This is a genomic window from Variovorax sp. GW821-FHT09B05 (genome assembly GCF_059418265.1).
The window spans coordinates 41102-58369 of sequence record NZ_JBWKPN010000014.1; the positions used below are offsets into that span (position 1 = coordinate 41102).

The window sequence follows — 17268 nt, forward strand, 5'->3', positions numbered from 1 at the left end:
GTGGACCGGGGCGTTGGCTAAAAGTATTGATGTCAATACAATAGGACCGAACGACACCCACGACAGCCAACGTCCAGAGACCCCCGCATGCCCGGCCGCACGCTCTTCGAGAAGATATGGGACGCCCACGTGGTGTCCGACCTGGGCGGCGGCTTCTCGCTGCTGCATGTCGACCGCCACCTGGTCAGCGATCCCGGCAGCAAGGCGCTGGCCGCGCTGCGTCGGCGCGGGCTGCCGGTGCGCCATCCCGAGCTGACCTTCGCGATGCCCGACCACACGGTGTCGACCGCGCCGGGCCGCGAGGGCCACACGCCCAACGCCATCCGCTACCTGGCCGACCTGCGCCACGAGACGCGGCTGCAGGGCATCCGCCTGTTCGACGTCGGCCAGCCGGGGCAGGGCATCGTGCACGTGGTCGGGCCCGAGCTCGGGCTCACGCTGCCGGGCGCCTCGGTGGTCTGCAGCGACAGCCACACCTGCACCCACGGCGCGCTCGGCGCGCTGGCCTTCGGCATCGGCGCCACCGAGTTCCAGCACGTGGCCGCGACCCAGACCATCGTGCTGCAGCGCCCGCGCCAGATGCGCATCCGCTTCGAGGGCACGCTGCCCGCGGGCACCAGCGCGAAGGACCTGATCCTGCATGCCATCGGCCGGCTCGGTGCCACCGGGGCCTCGGGTTGCGCGGTCGAGTACGCGGGAGCGGCCATCGACGCGCTCGACATCGAGGCGCGCATGACGGTGTGCAACCTGTCGGTGGAGATGGGCGGGCGCTTCGGCATCGTCGCGCCCGACGCGCGCACGCTGGCCTACGTGCGCGGCCGCCCGTTCGCGCCCAGCGGCGCGCAGTGGGATCAGGCGGCGGCGCAATGGGCCACCTTGCGCAGCGACGACGACGCCGTGTTCGACCGCGAGGTCTGCATCGACGTGTCGGAGGTCGTGCCGCAGGTCACCTGGGGCACGAGCCCGCAGGACACCATCGGCATCGACGCGCGCATTCCCGATCCGGCCGCGGCCAGCGATCCGGCGCAGCGCGCCGCGCGGCAGGCCGCGCTCGACTACATGGGCCTGCGCGCCGGCGATGCGATCGCGGGCACGCCGGTGGACTGGGTGTTCATCGGCTCGTGCACCAACGCGCGCATCTCCGACCTGCGGCTCGCGGCCGAGACCGTGCGCGGCCGGCGCGTGGCGAGCGGCGTGCGCGCCTGGATCGTGCCGGGCTCGGAGCTGGTCAAGCGCGAGGCCGAGGCCGAAGGGCTGGCGCAGGTGTTCCTCGACGCCGGCTTCGAATGGCGCGAGTCGGGCTGCTCGCTGTGCGTGGCGGCCAACGGCGAGGCCGTGCCGCCGGGCCTGCGCGTGGTGTCGACCTCGAACCGCAACTTCGTCGGCCGCCAGGGCCCGGGCGCGCGCACCCATCTCGCGAGCCCGCAGCTCGCGGCCGCTTCGGCCATCGCGGGCTGCCTGGTCGATCCGCGCGAAATGAAGGCCCGGCCATGACCCCGTTCGGCGTGCTCACCGCCACCGCCGCGCCGCTCTGGCGCGACAACATCGACACCGACCTGATCGTGCGCGTCGAGCCGCTGTTCGGCGGCGTGCCGCGCGAGGAGCTCGGCCCCCATGCGCTGGCCGCGCTGCGCTTTCGCGCCGACGGCAGCGAGGACCCGGCCTGCGTGCTAAACCAGCCGCGCTACCGCGGCGCGGGCATCCTGCTGGCGGGCGACAACTTCGGCTGCGGCAGCTCGCGCGAAGGCGCGGTGTGGGCGCTGATGGCGCTGGGCATCCGCTGCATCGTCGCGCCGAGCTTCGGCGACATCTTCCAGGGCAACTGCTTCCAGAACGGCCTGCTGCCGGTGCGCCTGCCGCGCGCGCAGGTGGAGGTGCTCGCGCGCGCCGTGGCCGAGGGCGCCGATGCCGTGCTCACGGTCGACCTGCAGGCCTGCACCGTGCGGCGCGAGGGCCTGCCGACGCTGCCCTTCGCCCTGCCGCCGCGGCGCCGCGAGGGGCTGCTGCGCGGCCTCGACGACCTCGAGCTCACGCTCGCGCGCAGCGCCGAGATCGACGCCTTCCAGCGCCGCGACAGGGCGCTGCATCCCTGGCTGCACCTCGACGGCGCCCGGCGCCCGAGCCTCACCAACGACCCCGCCCCCCATACCCATAAGGAGACACCGTGACGTCCGAACAACCCCCGCGCCTGCCGCCCGTGGCCGCTCGGGCCACCCGCCGCGGCCTGCTGCGCGCCGGCGCCGCCCTCGCCGCCAGCGGCGCGCTGCCGCTGCGCGCGCTGGCGCAGGAGCCCGCTTCCGCCTTCCCCTCGCATCCCGTGAAGATGGTGATCCCGCTGCCGCCGGGCGGCGCCACCGACGTCATCGGCCGCCTGCTCGGGCAGAAGCTCGGCGAGCTCTGGCGCCAGAGCGTGATCGTCGACAACAAGCCCGGCGCCGGCACCATCGTCGGCACCCAGGCCATCGCGCGGGCGCCGGCCGACGGCTACACCTTCGGCATCGTCATCAGCGCCTTCACCATCAATCCCTCGCTGCGCAACGACCTGCCCTACGACGCCACCAGGGACTTCACGCCGCTGAGCCTGCTGGGCTTCCCGGTGATCGCGCTGGTCGCCATTCCCTCGTTCCCCGCCAACGACGTGGCCGGGCTGATCGCGAAGGCGCGCGCCAAGCCGGGGTCGGTCAGCTACGCCTCGCTGGGCATCGGCACCGCCACCCACCTGGCGGGCGAGATGATGAACGTGCGCGCCGAGACCGGCATGGTCCACATCCCCTACAACGGCAGCGCGCCCGCGTACAACGACCTGCTGAGCGGCCGCGTGCAGGTGGGCTTCGTGCTGCTCGACTCGGCGCTGCCGCACGTGAAGGCCGGCAAGCTCAAGGTGCTGGCCGTGACCAATGCGAAGCGCAGCCGCATCTATCCCGACTATCCGACCGTCGGCGAGACCATCCCCGGCTATTCGCTCGAGAGCCTGTTCGGCTTCGTCGCGCCGCGCGGCCTGCCCGCGCCGATCGCGGCCAAGCTCTCGGGCGACATCGTCAAGGTGATCCAGCTGCCCGAGGTGCGCCAGCGCCTGGCCGAACTCAGCGTCGAGCCCGTGGGCTCGAGCGCGTCCGAGTTCGAGGCGACGATCCGCAGCGAGATCGTGAAGTGGGCGCCGGTGGTGAAGGCCGCGGGCGTGAAGGCTGACTAGTTAAGGGTGCCACTGGCTGCGCGCCCGGCCTTCCAGCGGCTCGTAGCGCGTGGCCGCGAGCGCATCCGACAACCTGCGCGCCGCTTCCATCAGCGTGGCCGCATGGCGCGCGAGCTCGTCGGCCGCGGCCGCATCGGCCGGCACCGCCACGCTGAGCGCGCCCAGCACCGTGCCGCGCGCGGCGAACACCGGCGCGGCCACGCTCGCGGCGGCCGCGTCGGCCTCGCCCACGGTCAGGTGATGACCGCGCTGGCGGATCGCGTCGAGCGCGGCGCCCGGCGCGCCCGAGAACGCGAGGATCACCTGGCCGGCCGCGCCGCGCTCGAGCGGCAGCGGCTCGCCGACGCGGCTCGGGCTCACGAAGCCGTCGGCGCCGCGCACGCGCAGCAGGCGCACGCGCTGGCCTTCCTCGAGCGCGAAGAAGGAAGCGCTGTGGCCGGTTTGCTCGGCCAGTTGCTGCAGGGCCGGTTCGATCACGTTGCGCAGGTCGAAGGCGCGCTGGTAGCGCGCGCCCAGCCGCGCGGCCGCCGGGCCCAGGCGCCAGGCGCCGCCCTCGAGCGCCACCAGGTAGCCGGCCGCGGCCAGCGTGCGCGCGAGCCGCAGCGCGGTGGGCTTGGCGAGCGCGGTGCGGCGCGCGATCTCGGCCAGCGCGAGCTGCGCGTCGGCGGTGCCGAAGGCATCGAGGATGGCGAGCGAACGCGCCACCGCGGTCACGCCCTCGGCGCGCGGCACGGGCTTGGCGGTGCGGGTGGGAGCGCGTGCGGAGGAGGCCATCGTTTCGCGGAGTGGAACGGCATTGTGCGGCCGCGATGCGAATCCTAGGCTCGCGGCTTTCCCGGGGCGCTGGGCCCCATCGCTTCGAACATCCGCAGGAGACCCGCTCATGACATCCACCGCCCCGCTGCGCCGCCGCCTTGGCGCGCTCTTCCTGGCCTGCCTCGCCGCGCCCTCGCTGGCGCTCGCGCAGGCGCCGTATCCGAGCAAGCCGATCCGCCTGGTCGTGCCCTTCGCGGCCGGCGGCGCGGTCGACACCGTGGGCCGCGTGGTCGGCGAGCGGCTGTCGACGCAGATGGGCCAGCCGGTGATCGTCGACAACCGGCCCGGCGCCAACGCCAACATCGGCACCGAGAACGTCGCGCGCTCGGCGCCCGATGGCTACTCGCTGCTGGTGGCGGCCAACGGCGTGGTGACCAACAACACGCTCTATCCCAAGCTGTCGTTCAACGGCCTGCGCGACTTCGTCGCGGTGGCGCGCCTGGGCTATGCGCCGCTGGTGCTGGTGGTGCCGGCCAGCGCGCCCTACAAGAGCGTGCCCGAGCTGCTCGCGGCCGCGCGCGCCAAGCCCGGCGACATGAGCTACGGCTCGGCCGGCAACGGCAGCTCGGGCCACCTGGCCGGCGCGCTGCTGGCCTCGGTCGGCAAGTTCGATGCGCTGCACGTGGCCTACAAGGGCGGCTCGCCCGCGCTGGTCGACCTGATCGCCGGGCGCACCTCGTTCATGCTGCTGAACCCACTCGAGGTGCTGCCGCATATCCAGTCGGGCCGGCTGCGCGCGCTGGCGGTCAGCGGCGCCCAGCGCGCGCCGATGCTGCCGAACGTGCCCACCATGGCCGAGGCCGGCCTGCCGAACTTCGACGCCAGCGTCTGGTGGACGCTGCTCGCGCCGGCCGGCACCGCGCCCGAGGTGGTCGCCAAGCTCAATGCCGAAACGCGCAAGGCGCTGGCCGATGCCGGCACGCGCGAGAAGCTGGGTGCGCTCGGCGCGGTCATCACGCCCTCGAGCCCGCAGGAGGCCGCGGCCTTCCTCAAGAGCGAATCGGCCAAGTGGGAACAGGTGATCCGCGCGGCCGACATCAAGGCCGACTGAGCACGGCGTCGACTTCATGATCATCGACTGCCACGGCCACTACACCACCGCGCCGGCCGCGCTCGAGGCCTGGCGCCGGCGCCAGGTCGAGGCCTTCGGCGCGGGGCGGCCCGCGCCGGCCGCGTCCGAGCTGCGCATCGGCGACGACGAACTGCGCGAATCCATCGAAGGCAACCAGCTGCGGCTGATGGACGAGCGCGGCATCGACCTCACCATCTTCAGCCCGCGCGCGAGCTTCATGGCCCACCACGTCGGCGACTTCGCCGTGTCCTCGACCTGGGCCGCGATCTGCAACGAGCTGTGCCACCGCGTGAGCGCGATGTTTCCCGAGCGCTTCGCGGGCGCGGCCATGCTGCCGCAATCGCCGGGCGTGCCGGTCGCCTCGTGCATCGCCGAGCTCGAGCGCTGCGTGCGCGACTACGGCTTCGTCGGCGTCAACCTCAACCCCGATCCCTCGGGCGGCTTCTGGAACAGCCCGCCGCTGACCGACCGCCACTGGTATCCGCTCTACGAGAAGATGGTCGAGCTCGACGTGCCGGCCATGATCCACGTGAGCACCAGCTGCAACGCCTGCTTCCACACCACGGGCGCGCACTACCTCAATGCCGACACCACGGCCGTGATGCAGTGCATCCAGGGCGATCTGTTCGCCGACTTCCCCACCTTGCGCTTCGTGATTCCGCACGGCGGCGGCGCCGCGCCCTACCACTGGGGGCGCTTTCGCGGGCTGGCGCAGGAGATGAAGAAGCCGCCGCTCGCGCAGCACCTGCTGAAGAACCTGTTCTTCGACACCTGCGTCTACCACCAGCCGGGCATCGACCTGCTCGCGCGCGTGATCCCGGCCGAGAACATCCTGTTCGCCTCCGAGATGATCGGCGCCGTGCGCGGCATCGATCCCGAGACCGGCCACTTCTACGACGACACGCGGCGCTACATCGAAGCCGCCGCGCTGAGCGCCGAGCAGCGCGCGCAGGTCTACGAAGGCAATGCGCGCCGCGTCTTTCCGCGGCTCGATGCACAGCTGAACGCGCGCGGCCAGCGGTTCGATCCCCAATCACATGCCACGCAAGGAGCCCGCCATGCATGAACTCGGCGTCGTCCATCGCCACATCGAACGCGCCGACGCGCAGGTCGTCGACGCCCTCGCGGCCCTGGGCTCGGCCACGGTGCACGAGGCCATGGGCCGGGTCGGCCTGCTCGCGCCGTACATGCGGCCGATCTACCCGGGCGCGCAGGTCAGCGGCAGCGCCGTCACCGTGCTGCTGCATCCGGGCGACAACTGGATGCTGCACGTCGCGGCCGAGCAGATCCGCCCCGGCGACATCGTGGTGGCGGCCGTCACCGCGCCGAGCAGCGACGGCTTCTTCGGCGACCTGCTGGCCACCAGCTTCCAGGCCCGCGGCGCGCGCGCGCTGGTGATCGACGGCGGCGTGCGCGACGTGCGCACCCTGCAGCAGATGGGCTTTGCGGTCTGGAGCAAGGCCATCAGCAGCAAGGGCTGCGTGAAGGCCACGCTGGGCTCGGTCAACATCCCCGTGGTCTGCGCCGGCATGTCGGTGCAGCCCGGCGACGCGATCGTGGCCGACGACGACGGCGTGGTCTGCGTGCCGCGCGCGATGGCCGCGGCCACGCTCGAGAAGGCGCGCCAGCGCGAGTCGCTGGAAAGCGCCAAGCGCGAGAAGCTCGCGAGCGGCGTGCTCGGGCTCGACATGTACGACATGCGGCCGGCGCTGGCGGCGGCGGGGCTGCGCTACATCGACTGAAAGGGCGCGGCGGGCAATGCCCGACCCGCGCGCATGGCCGCAGGGCCATCGGGGCGACGGGACGGTTAACATCTGTATAAACGTACAGTGTTCTCCGCCCACCCCATGGACCTCCAGCACAAGCTCGCCATCCTGGCCGATGCCGCCAAGTACGACGCCTCCTGCGCGTCGAGCGGCTCGCAGCCGCGCGACTCGGTGGGCGGGCGCGGCATCGGCTCGACCGAGGGCATGGGCATCTGCCACAGCTATGCGCCCGACGGCCGCTGCATCTCGCTGCTCAAGGTGCTGCTGACCAACCACTGCCAGTACGACTGCCTCTACTGCGTGAACCGCGCCTCGAGCAACGTGCCGCGCGCGCGTTTCCGCGCCGAGGAGGTGGTGCAGCTCACGCTCGACTTCTACCGCCGCAACTGCATCGAGGGGCTGTTCCTCTCGAGCGGCATCGTCAAGTCGCCCGACCACACGATGGAGCAGGTGGTCGAGGTCGCGCGCTCGCTGCGCGAGGACCACGACTTCCGCGGCTACATCCATCTCAAGACCATTCCCGATGCCAGCGACGAGCTGATCGCGCGCGCCGGCCGCTATGCCGACCGGCTCAGCATCAACGTCGAGATGCCGACCACCGAGGGCTTGCAGGCGCTGGCGCCCGAGAAGGACGAGAGCGCGATCCGCCGCTCGATGGCGCGGCTGCGTTTGCAGATCGACGACACGCGCGAGGAGGCGCGCCGCGTGGTGCCGATCCGCGCGCTGCCGGGCGCGACGCCCGTGGCCGCCAAGCCGCCGCCGTTCGCGCCCGCGGGCCAGAGCACGCAGATGATCGTGGGCGCCGACGCCACCGACGACCGCGCCATCCTCGCGACCAGCGCCACGCTCTACGGCGCCTACCGGCTGCGCCGCGTCTACTACTCGGCCTTCAGCCCGATCCCCGACGCGGCGCGCGCGCTGCCGCTGGCCGCGCCGCCGCTGCTGCGCGAGCACCGGCTCTACCAGGCCGACTGGCTGATGCGCTTCTACGGCTTCGAGCACGGCGAGATCGTGGCCGAGCGCGACGGCCTGCTGCGGCTCGACGTCGATCCCAAGATGGCCTGGGCGCTCGCGCATGCGGAGCGCTTCCCGGTCGACCTCAACCATGCGCCGCGCGAGCTGCTGCTGCGCGTGCCGGGCCTGGGCGTGAAGGCGGTCGAGCGGCTGCTGCAGGCGCGGCGCGTGCGCCGCGTGCGCGCCGACGACCTGCGGCGGCTGCACGTGCCCGCGCGCAAGGTGCTGCCCTTCGTGGTGGCCGACGGGCACCGGCCCGCGGCCGGTGCGATGGCGGCTTCCGCGCGCGCCGAGCCGGCGCAGCAGGCCTCGCTGTTCTGAGCCATCGCGATGCAGGTGCGGCTCGACGACGCGGTCGACCTCGACGGTTTCCGTCGCCGCGCGCGGCAACTGCTGGCCGATGGCGTGCCGCCCGAGCGGGTCGAGTGGGGCGTGGCGCGGCCCGATGGCGGGGAAGGCCTGTTCGGCGATGCGCCCGAGCAGGCGATCGCGCCGTCGACCGCGGCGCTGCAGCCCGTGCCCGCGGCCTTCGTCGCGCTGTGCGCCGACGTGATCCTGCACCGCGATCCCCAGCGCTTCGCGCTGCTCTACCGCCTGCTCTGGCGCCTCGCGCACGAACCCGCGCTGCGCCACGATCCGCTCGACGCCGACATGATGCGGGCGCAGCGCATGGCCAAGGCCGTGCACCGCGACATCCACAAGATGCGCGCCTTCGTGCGCTTCACGCAGGTCACGGACGACGACGGGCTCGAGCGCCATGTCGCGTGGTTCGAGCCCGAGCACCGCATCGTCGAGGCCAATGCCGACTTCTTCGCGCGCCGCTTCGCGCAGATGCGCTGGGCCATCCTCACGCCCGAGCGCTGCGTCGAATGGGACGGCCATGCGCTGTCGTTCCGCGCGGGCGCCGACCGCCGCGAGAAGCCGCCGCCCGATGCGGGCGAGCAGCTCTGGCTCACCTACTACGCCCACATCTTCAATCCCGCGCGGCTCAAGTTCGCGACCATGCAGCGCGAGATGCCGCGCCGCTACTGGCACAACCTGCCCGAGGCCGCGCTGATCCAGCCGCTGGCCGACGCGGCCGACGTGCGCAGCCAGTCGATGATCGAGGCGCCGGCCACGCCCGCGCGGCGCATCCGCGCGCCGGTGGCACTGCACGCGCGGCCTGCCGAGGGCGTGGCGCCGGCCGACCTCGGCGAACTGCGCGCGGCCGCCCATGCCTGCCGCGCCTGCCCGATCGGCGCGCAGGCCACCCAGGCCGTGTGCGGCGAGGGGCCGCTCGCGCCGCGCCACATGCTGGTCGGCGAGCAGCCGGGCGACCAGGAGGACCTCGCGGGCCGGCCCTTCGTCGGCCCAGCCGGTCAGCTGCTCGAGCGCGCGATGGCGCAGCTCGGCTGGGCGCGCAAGGGCGTCTACCTCGCCAATGCGGTGAAGCACTTCAAGTACGAGCTGCGCGGCAAGCGGCGCATCCACAAGACGCCGGGTCAGCGCGAGGCCGAGGCCTGCGCGCATTGGCTCGATGCCGAGATCGCGCTGGTGCGGCCGCAGTCGCTGGTCGCGCTCGGCGCCACGGCGGCGCGCGCGCTGCTGGGCCGGCCGGTGGCGGTGCAGGCCGAGCGCGGCGCCTGGCTGCACGAGCGCGCGGACGGGCGGCCGGTGTTCGTGACGCTGCATCCGTCGGCGCTGCTGCGGCTGCCCGACGAGGAGCGCGAGTCGGCCCATGCGCGCTGGCGCGATGAGTTGGCTCGCGCGCGCGACACGGCACCCGTGGCCTGAAGGGGATCAGGCGCCGGAAGCTTCCGCGCGGCGCTCGGCCGGCACCAGCTCGGCCATGGCCTGCATCAGCATGGCCGCGGTCACGGGCTTGAACAGCACCGGCACGCCCGAGGCGCGCACGCGCTGCAGCCGCTCGGGCGCGGTCTCGCCGGTGATCAGCAGCATCGGCGCGTCGAGCCGGAAGCGTTCGCGCAGGCGCAGGCCGAGCTCGAGCCCGTCGACGCCGCTCGACAGCCGGTAGTCGCACAGCAGCAGCGCGACCGGCGGGTCCTGCGCCTCGGGCCCGGTCAGCAGCGCCACCGCCTCGGCCTCGTCGGCCACCGCCGCGACCTCGATGCCGTAGGCGCTCATGAGCTCGGTCATGGCCTTGCGGATCTCCTCCTCGTCGTCGATCAGCAGCACGCGGCCGCGCAGCGCCGGCACCTCGAAGCGCTGGCGCACCGGCAGCTCGAGGTCCAGCGGACTGAAGGCGCCCGCCGAGGCTTCCGAGGCTTCGGCCAGCGGCAGCACGACCCGAAAGCGCGTGCCGCGCCCGATGTGCGAGCGCAGCTCGATGCGGTGGCCGAGCAGGCGCGAGAGCCGCTGCACGATCGACAGGCCGATGCCCAGGCCGCGCGAGCGGTCGCGCCCGAGGTTGTCGACCTGGTAGAACTCCTCGAAGATGCGGTCGCGCTGCTCGGGCGCGATGCCGATGCCGGTGTCGCGCACCTCGATCCATGCCTGGTCGCCGCGCGGGCGCGCGATCACCGTGACGCCGCCCTGCGTCGTGTACTTGAGCGCGTTGTCGACCAGGTTCGACAGCATGCGGTAGAGCAGCTGCGGATCGCTGTGGATCCACAGGCCGCTGGCGCGCACGCGCAGCTGCAGCCGCTTGCGCTCGGCCTGCGCCGAGAAGGTGTGGTGCAGCGGGATCAGCAGGGCATCGAGCGACAGCGCGCGCGGCGCCGCCTGGACCACGCCCGCGTCGAGGCGCGAGATGTCGAGCATGGTGTCGAGCGAGGCGCCCAGCGCATCGACCGCGCGCATCAGCCGCTCCACGTTCTGGATCTCGGGCCGCCGGCGCAGCGTGCTGCCCAGCGCCGCGCCGAACAGCGCGATCGCATGCATGGGCTGGCGCAGGTCGTGGCTGGCGGCGGCCAGGAAGCGGGTCTTCTCGGCGCTCGCGCGCTCGGTGGCCGCGACCTGCTCGCGCAGCTGGGCGGCCAGCGCCTCGTTCTCGAACTGCAGCATCAGCGAGGCCGTCAGGCGCTCGTTCTGCTTCACGCCCTCGCGCAGCGTGAGCACCAGGTTGAGCAGCGCGAAGCCGGCGAGGAACCAGTTCAGCATGCTGCCGTACCAGGCCAGCGCGACGATCAGCCCGCTCATCATCGGGATGCCGTAGCCGAACATCGCGCCCTTGAGCGGCCAGCGCGCCTGCACCGCGCGGGTCCAGCTGCCCATGATCACGACCGTCACGAAGGTGGTCATCGCGGGGCTCTGCAGCGCCACCAGGAACAGGCTGCACGGCGCGGTCATCGCGCTGACCAGCGTGACGTGGATGGTGTAGCGGCGCGCCCAGCGCGGGCTGTCGGCCAGCGGCACCGCGGGCGTCCAGCGCTTGGACAGCAGCACGTACAGGTCCATCAGCACGATGGTCGTGACGATGCCCAGCACCAGCGCGCGGTGCCCGGGCAGCACGTTGAAGTAGCCGAACACGCCGATCGCGAGCGCGAAGACGCCGTGCGCCGCGATCGCCGTGGTGTGGCCGGCGTAGACCGAGGCCAGGTGCTCGCGCAGCACGCGCAGCGCGAGCGTGCCGTCCTGCGCCAGCGGTCCCGGCGTCGTGTCGTTCATCGGCCTGTCTCTCCCCGCGAGGTGGTTCCTCCGTCCCGGTTTCGCGGACCGAGCGGCTCATCGCCGCATCCTAGGCGGCAGCCCCGCGTCGCCGTAAGTGCCCAAAGTCATGCCCGGCGGCGGTCGCGCGGTGGCCGCGAGGGCGGGTGCGACAATCGCCGCGCCATGACTGACACCCTCACGATCACCCGCCCCGACGACTGGCACCTGCACGTGCGCGATGGCGCCGCCCTCGAAGCCGTCGTGCCCCACAGCGCGCGCCAGTTCGGCCGCGCGCTGATCATGCCGAACCTGCGTCCCCCCGTGACCACCGCCGCCCAGGCCGTGGCCTACCGCGACCGCATCCGCGCCGCCGTGCCCGCGGGCAGCGCCTTCGAGCCCGTGATGTCGCTCTACCTGACCGACAAGCTGCCGCCCGAGGAAATCGCGCTGGCGGCCGAGGCCGGCGTGCGCGCGCTCAAGCTCTACCCGGCCGGCGCCACCACCAACAGCGATGCCGGCGTGACCGACATCCGCAAGACCTACAAGACGCTCGAGGCGATGCAGAAGCACGGCCTCTTGCTGCTGGTGCACGGCGAGGTCACCGATCCCGCGATCGACCTGTTCGACCGCGAGGCCGTGTTCGTCGACCGCGTGATGATCCCGCTGCGCCGCGACTTCCCCGAGCTCAAGGTGGTGTTCGAGCACCTGACCACGAAGGAGGGCGCCCACTACGTGCGCGACGCCGACCGCTTCACGGCCGCCACCATCACCGCGCACCACCTGCTGTACAACCGCAACGCCATCTTCACCGGCGGCATCCGCCCGCATTACTACTGCCTGCCGGTGCTCAAGCGCGAGACCCATCGCGTGGCGCTGGTCGAGGCCGCCACCAGCGGCAGCGACCGCTTCTTCCTCGGCACCGACAGCGCGCCGCATCCCGCGCACCTGAAGGAACACGCGCTGGGCTGCGCCGGCTGCTACACCGCGCTGACCGCCATCGAGCTCTATGCCGAGGCCTTCGACAACGCCAACGCGCTCGACAAGCTCGAGGGCTTCGCGAGCTTCCACGGCCCCGACTTCTACGGCCTGCCGCGCCATGCCGACACCGTCACGCTCAAGCGCGAGAGCTGGACCGTGCCCGAGACCGTGCCTTATGGCGATGCCACGCTCAAGCCGCTGCGCGGCGGCGAAACCCTGAACTGGAAACTTTCATGATGGCTCCATCACTCGATCAGTTGGCGCGATCCAGTCCAGAAACACCACGGAACCGGCTTTGCCGGGCCGTTGGTGTTGCCCCCGGTGAGGGGGTTGGCGAAGCGACACGAAGTGCGCGTAGCCTGGGGGAGAACCAATGCCTCGCGTGATGCTGCTGATCGACGCCGACAATGTCTCGGCCGATGTGATCGAGCAGGCCGTGCAGCGCACGATGGACGAATACGGCGCCATCCACGTGCGCCGCGCCTACTGCAATGCCGAGATGGCCGTGAACCGGCAGGCGCTGTTCAAGCGGCTGTCGGTGCGGCCGATGGTCAATCTCTCGGCCGGGAAGAACAGCACCGACATCGCGCTGTCGGTCGACGCGATCGACCTCGCGATCGCCGAGCGGCCCGACGTGGTGGTGCTGGTGTCCTCCGATTCCGACTTCGCGCCGCTGGTGATCCGGTTGCGCGAGAAGGGCTGCCGCGTCTGCGGCATCGGCCAGCAGGGCAAGACGGGCGAGGAGACGGTCGGCATCTACGACAGCTTCATGGACCTCGCGCACCACGGCGTGGCGCCGGCCGCGCGCACGGTGCCCGCGAAGAAGACGGCGGCGAAGAAGGCTGCCGCGAAGACCGCGCCGGCCAAGAAGGCGCCGGCGAAGAAGGCCGCTGCCAAGACCGCGAGGAAGACCGCCGCCAAGAAGGTGGCGAAGGCCGCGGCGCCCGCGGTCGCGGCCGCCGTGCCGGTGCCGCCCGCGCCCGCGCCCGCACCGGCGCGCGCGCCCGAGACCTCCGAGGCCGCCGAATTCGTGCTGCGTGCCGCGCCCGCGCTGCGCGCCGGCACCGACGTGCCGCTCAACGAGGTGGCGAAGGCGCTGCGCGCCGCGGGCCTGCTCGGCAAGAACGGCAGCTCGCTCAAGCTGTTCGACAAGCTCACGGCCGAGTTCAAGCTCACGCAGCATCCCGACCGCATCCGCTGGACGGGCGCGGACGCCGCCTGATCCTGCCGGTGATGGCGGGCACGGCCGCGATCGACTGGACCCGCCCCTGGCTCGCGCCCTACCGCGCGCAGGGCGAGGCGGCGGCCGGCGCCATCGCGCAGGGCCTGCCGGTGGCGCAGGCGCTTCGGGGCGCGGGGCCGCCGGCCTTCGTGCCGCAGCACGCGCTGCCCGCGGGCCGGGCCTACGAGGCCCACGTCTTCGAGACCGGCACCGTGCCCACGCGCGACAACCTGCACGACTTCTTCAACGGCCTCGTGTGGCGTGCCTTTCCGCGGGCCAAGCGCCGTCTCAACGAACTGCAGGCCACGGAGATCGAGCGCGCCGGCGTCGGCGCCACGCGCGGGCCGCTGCGCGACGCGCTCACGCTGTTCGACGAGAACGGCGCGCTGCTCGAGGCGCCGCCCGAACTGTGGCGCGCGCTGATCGCGCGCGACTGGCCGGCGCTGTTCGGCGCGCGGCGCGGGCTGTGGGCGCAGGCGCGGCTGCGCGTGTTCGGCCATGCGCTGCTCGAGAAGCTGGTGGCGCCGCGCAAGGCCGCCACGGCGCATGTGCTGCTGACCGAAGGCATCGACGGGCTGGACGACGAGGCGCTCGCGCGTCGCCTCGACCCCGCCTGGCTCGCCACCAAGCCCTTCGTGCCGCTGCCGGTGCTCGGCGTGCCGGGCTGGTGGGCCGGCAACGAGGCGCCCGATTTCTATGCCGACGCCCAGGTCTTCCGCCCCGCGCGGAGCGCCGCCGAATCCCCCGCGGCGGGGCCCGGATAGCGGGTGGCTAGAACTTTTGCTCCTATCATCTGTCTACCCGCCTGCCGCCGCACGGCCGCGCGCGACGCCTTCTTCCAGAACCAACAACAACCCAGGCAGGGAGGCGAACGCGGCAGGAACGGCTTGAAGCGGGCCGCAAGGCCCTCATCTGGTCGGCAGCGTTCCCCCACGGAGAATTCAACTTGAAACGTATCCTTCTGTTCGTCCTGACCAATGTGATGGTCGTCGCGGTGCTCGGCGTGGTCGCCAGCCTGCTCGGCGTCAATCGCTTCCTCACGGCCAACGGGCTGAACCTCACGGCCCTGCTCGGCTTCGCGCTGATCATGGGCTTCGGCGGCGCGATCATCTCGCTGCTGATCAGCAAGCCGATGGCCAAGTGGACCGCCGGCCTGCGCATGATCGACAACCCCCAGTCGCCCGACGAGGCCTGGATCGTCGGCACGGTGCGCAAGTTCGCCGACAAGGCCGGCATCGGCATGCCCGAGGTCGGCATCTTCGAGGGCGAGCCCAATGCCTTCGCGACCGGCGCGTTCAAGAACTCCTCGCTGGTGGCGGTGTCCACCGGCCTGCTGCAGAACATGACGCGCGAGGAGGTCGAGGCCGTGATCGGTCACGAGGTGGCGCACATCGCCAACGGCGACATGGTCACGATGACGCTGATCCAGGGCGTGATGAACACCTTCGTCGTGTTCCTCTCGCGCGTGATCGGCTACGCGGTCGACAGCTTCCTGCGCCGCGGCGACGACCGTTCCTCGGGCCCCGGCATCGGCTATTACGTGAGCACCATCGTGCTCGACATCGTGCTGGGCTTCGCCGCCGCGATCGTGGTGGCCTGGTTCTCGCGCCAGCGCGAGTTCCGCGCCGACGCCGGCGCCGCCGCGCTGATGGGCAACCGCCAGCCGATGGTCAACGCGCTCGCGCGCCTGGGCGGCCTGCCGGCCGGCGAACTGCCGAAGGCGGTCGAGGCCATGGGCATCACCGGCGCCATGGGCAAGCTGTTCGCCACCCACCCGCCGATCGAGGAGCGCATCGCCGCGCTGCAGAACGCGCGCTGAGCACGGTCTCATCCGGACATCGAGCCGCCACCTTCGGGTGGCGGCTTTTTTTTGGGGCGCGGGACTTCCGTGCCCAAGCCGGGCGCTCAGTCCGCCGACGGCGCGGCTTCGGAAGCGGGCGCCGCCGCGTCGGGCGTGGCTTCCGGTGCCGCCACGGCTTCGGCTTCCGCTTCCGCCGCGACCACCGGTGCCGGCGCCGCCACGGGCGCCTCGCGCTCCTTGCGTGCGCGCTGCAGCGTGCGCGTCACCTCGCCGGGCTTCATGCCGTACATGTCGGCGAATTCCTGCTCGCCGCGGCCGCTGGCCTCGAAGGCGCGCAGCAGGGCTTCGCGCTTGGCGGCCTGCGCCGCCAGTTCGGCCAGCGCCTCGTCGACCACGGCATTGGCCTTCTCGTCGCGCGAACGCACGAGCACGGCATAGGCCTCGCGGTCCAGGCCCGAGTTCTCGATCGCGCGCGCGATGCGCGTGACCAGCTGCGGGCGCAGGTCCTCCTCGGTGCGCTGCGAGCGGCGGCGGTGCAGCTCGAGGATGGCGTGGTGCACGTGCTCGGGCGCGACCGGGTCGAGCGCGTTGCCGTCGAGGTCGTGGCGCGGATGGCCGGCGGCCACGCTCTCGAGGTAGCGCGTGGAGCGCGCATGCTGGCCCATCGCGACCTTGAGGTCCTCGGTCTTGAAGTCCTCGGGATGGCGCGCGAGCAGGTCCTCGTAGACGCCGAGCTTCAGCGGCACGAAGCGCGCGCCGAACAGCTGCGGGTAGAGCTCGAACAGGCGCTCGAGCACCGGGCTGGCCTTGCGCTGCGGGCGCGCGGGTTGCTGCTGCTGTGCCTGGGCCTGCGGCTGGCGTTGCGGCGCGGCGCCCTGCGGGCCGCGCGGGCCCTGGCCACGCTGCGGCCGCTGGGGCTTGCGGCGCGGGTTGTTGTCGCGCTGCGCCTGGCCCTCGGGGCGGGCACCGGCCGCGGGCGCGGCTTCGGCGCCGGGCTCCTGCGCGGCGTCGGCACCGCCGCGCAGTTGCTGCAGCTGGGAAGCCAGGTCCGGGCGGGGGCCGCGCGGCTTGTTGCGCGAATTCGTCTTCGGGGCGGTGGTGGGGGCGTCGGTCATTGCTCGGGATTCGGCGCGGGGCGCGAAGTCGGAATTAGGGGTTGGAAGTCGGTGGCGTGGCGCGCGGTGCGCGTCAGCGGGGCCGGAACATCTTGAACAGATTGTCGTGCCGGATCTCGAAATAGTCCGCCGGGCCGCCGCCGCGCAGGATCGGCTGCGCCGCGGCGGTGTCGTAGATGCCCTCGCGCAGCAGCGCGCGCGCGATGTGCACGCCCACCACTTCGCCGAGCACCAGCCAGGTCTCGATGGCGCGGCCGTCGGCGGCCTGCAGCTGCACGATCTGCGTCAGCCGGCATTCGAAGGACACCGGGCTTTCGGCCACGCGCGGCACCGCGATGCGGCGCGAGGGCGCGGGCGTGAGCCCGGCGAGCGCGAACTCGTCGACCTCGGGCGGCACCGCGGCGCAGCTCTGGTTCATCGGCTCGGCCAGCGGGCGCGTCGCGAGGTTCCAGCCGAACTCGCCGGTCTCGCGGATGTTGCGCAGGCTGTCCTTGGCCGTGATGCTCGCGAAGCCGACGATCGGCGGCGTGTAGTTGAAGCCGTTGAAGAAGCTGTAGGGCGCGAGGTTGAGCACGCCCCGCGCATCGTGCGAGGAGATCCAGCCGATGGGCCGCGGGCCGACGATCGCGTTGAACGGATCGTGCGGCAGGCCGTGGCCCCGCGCGGGTTCGTAGAAATGGAAGCGGTCGTCGTCCTGCATGGA

General features: G+C 72.5%; 16 protein-coding genes. 12 read left to right on the forward strand and 4 right to left on the reverse strand.

From position 1 onward, the window contains the following. Nucleotides 1-87: 87 nt before the first annotated feature. The 3 genes from leuC to AC07RM_RS30045 are packed head-to-tail and all read left to right on the forward strand — an operon-like array spanning nt 88 to nt 3193. Nucleotides 88-1494, forward strand: coding sequence for a 3-isopropylmalate dehydratase large subunit (gene leuC, locus AC07RM_RS30035; protein WP_495336837.1), 1407 nt, complete (start codon nt 88-90; stop codon nt 1492-1494). Beyond that, entirely contained in the window at nt 1491-2168 is a 678-nt protein-coding gene (gene leuD / locus AC07RM_RS30040; RefSeq protein WP_431511442.1) for a 3-isopropylmalate dehydratase small subunit, read from the forward strand. Before leuC ends, leuD begins: the two co-directional genes overlap by 4 nt. Continuing rightward, the gene (locus AC07RM_RS30045; RefSeq protein ID WP_495336838.1) at nt 2165-3193 is read left to right on the forward strand and encodes a tripartite tricarboxylate transporter substrate binding protein; all 1029 of its coding nucleotides are present in this window, start codon (nt 2165-2167) and stop codon (nt 3191-3193) included. The genes leuD and AC07RM_RS30045 overlap by 4 nt, the downstream gene beginning before the upstream one ends. Here AC07RM_RS30045 and AC07RM_RS30050 read toward each other — a convergent pair whose 3' ends face one another. Then, nucleotides 3194-3967: an IclR family transcriptional regulator gene (locus AC07RM_RS30050; RefSeq protein WP_495336839.1), complete on the reverse strand. Its 774-nt coding sequence runs from the start codon at nt 3965-3967 to the stop codon at nt 3194-3196. 109 nt (nt 3968-4076) lie between these two features. Between AC07RM_RS30050 and AC07RM_RS30055 the strand changes: the two genes are divergently transcribed. The 5 genes from AC07RM_RS30055 to AC07RM_RS30075 all read left to right on the forward strand — a co-directional run bounded on the left by AC07RM_RS30055 (nt 4077) and on the right by AC07RM_RS30075 (nt 9634). Then, nucleotides 4077-5060, forward strand: coding sequence for a Bug family tripartite tricarboxylate transporter substrate binding protein (locus AC07RM_RS30055; protein WP_093355602.1), 984 nt, complete (start codon nt 4077-4079; stop codon nt 5058-5060). A 16-nt stretch (nt 5061-5076) separates the two neighbouring features. Beyond that, complete coding sequence (locus tag AC07RM_RS30060) at nt 5077-6147, forward strand: amidohydrolase family protein (protein WP_495336840.1); 1071 nt, start codon at nt 5077-5079, stop codon at nt 6145-6147. Continuing rightward, nucleotides 6140-6823 (forward strand): 4-carboxy-4-hydroxy-2-oxoadipate aldolase/oxaloacetate decarboxylase, encoded by a 684-nt coding sequence (gene ligK / locus AC07RM_RS30065; protein ID WP_495336841.1) that lies wholly within the window; start codon nt 6140-6142, stop codon nt 6821-6823. The genes AC07RM_RS30060 and ligK overlap by 8 nt, the downstream gene beginning before the upstream one ends. A gap of 105 nt (nt 6824-6928) precedes the next feature. Further along, a complete protein-coding gene (locus AC07RM_RS30070) occupies nt 6929-8182 on the forward strand; it encodes a putative DNA modification/repair radical SAM protein (RefSeq protein WP_495336842.1) in 1254 nt (417 codons plus the stop codon). Between the two features lie 9 nt (nt 8183-8191). Further along, nucleotides 8192-9634 (forward strand): UdgX family uracil-DNA binding protein, encoded by a 1443-nt coding sequence (locus tag AC07RM_RS30075; protein ID WP_495336843.1) that lies wholly within the window; start codon nt 8192-8194, stop codon nt 9632-9634. A 6-nt stretch (nt 9635-9640) separates the two neighbouring features. Here AC07RM_RS30075 and AC07RM_RS30080 read toward each other — a convergent pair whose 3' ends face one another. Further along, nucleotides 9641-11467 carry an ATP-binding response regulator gene (locus AC07RM_RS30080; protein WP_495336844.1) on the reverse strand — a complete coding sequence of 609 codons (1827 nt, stop codon included), beginning with the start codon at nt 11465-11467 and terminating at the stop codon, nt 9641-9643. 165 nt (nt 11468-11632) lie between these two features. Here AC07RM_RS30080 and pyrC point away from each other — a divergent pair, with 165 nt between their 5' ends. The 4 genes from pyrC to htpX all read left to right on the forward strand — a co-directional run bounded on the left by pyrC (nt 11633) and on the right by htpX (nt 15468). Next, the gene (gene pyrC / locus AC07RM_RS30085) at nt 11633-12664 is read left to right on the forward strand and encodes a dihydroorotase (RefSeq protein ID WP_495336845.1); all 1032 of its coding nucleotides are present in this window, start codon (nt 11633-11635) and stop codon (nt 12662-12664) included. 136 nt (nt 12665-12800) lie between these two features. Next, nucleotides 12801-13649 carry an NYN domain-containing protein gene (locus AC07RM_RS30090; protein WP_495336846.1) on the forward strand — a complete coding sequence of 283 codons (849 nt, stop codon included), beginning with the start codon at nt 12801-12803 and terminating at the stop codon, nt 13647-13649. Nucleotides 13650-13660: 11 nt separating this feature from the next. After that, the gene (locus AC07RM_RS30095) at nt 13661-14413 is read left to right on the forward strand and encodes a DUF3025 domain-containing protein (protein WP_495336847.1); all 753 of its coding nucleotides are present in this window, start codon (nt 13661-13663) and stop codon (nt 14411-14413) included. 182 nt (nt 14414-14595) lie between these two features. Next, nucleotides 14596-15468: a protease HtpX gene (gene htpX, locus AC07RM_RS30100; protein WP_093355574.1), complete on the forward strand. Its 873-nt coding sequence runs from the start codon at nt 14596-14598 to the stop codon at nt 15466-15468. 86 nt (nt 15469-15554) lie between these two features. Here htpX and AC07RM_RS30105 read toward each other — a convergent pair whose 3' ends face one another. Beyond that, complete coding sequence (locus AC07RM_RS30105; RefSeq protein ID WP_495336848.1) at nt 15555-16565, reverse strand: ProQ/FINO family protein; 1011 nt, start codon at nt 16563-16565, stop codon at nt 15555-15557. A 73-nt stretch (nt 16566-16638) separates the two neighbouring features. Next, nucleotides 16639-17265, reverse strand: coding sequence for a flavin reductase family protein (locus tag AC07RM_RS30110; protein ID WP_495336849.1), 627 nt, complete (start codon nt 17263-17265; stop codon nt 16639-16641). Nucleotides 17266-17268 lie beyond the last annotated feature (3 nt).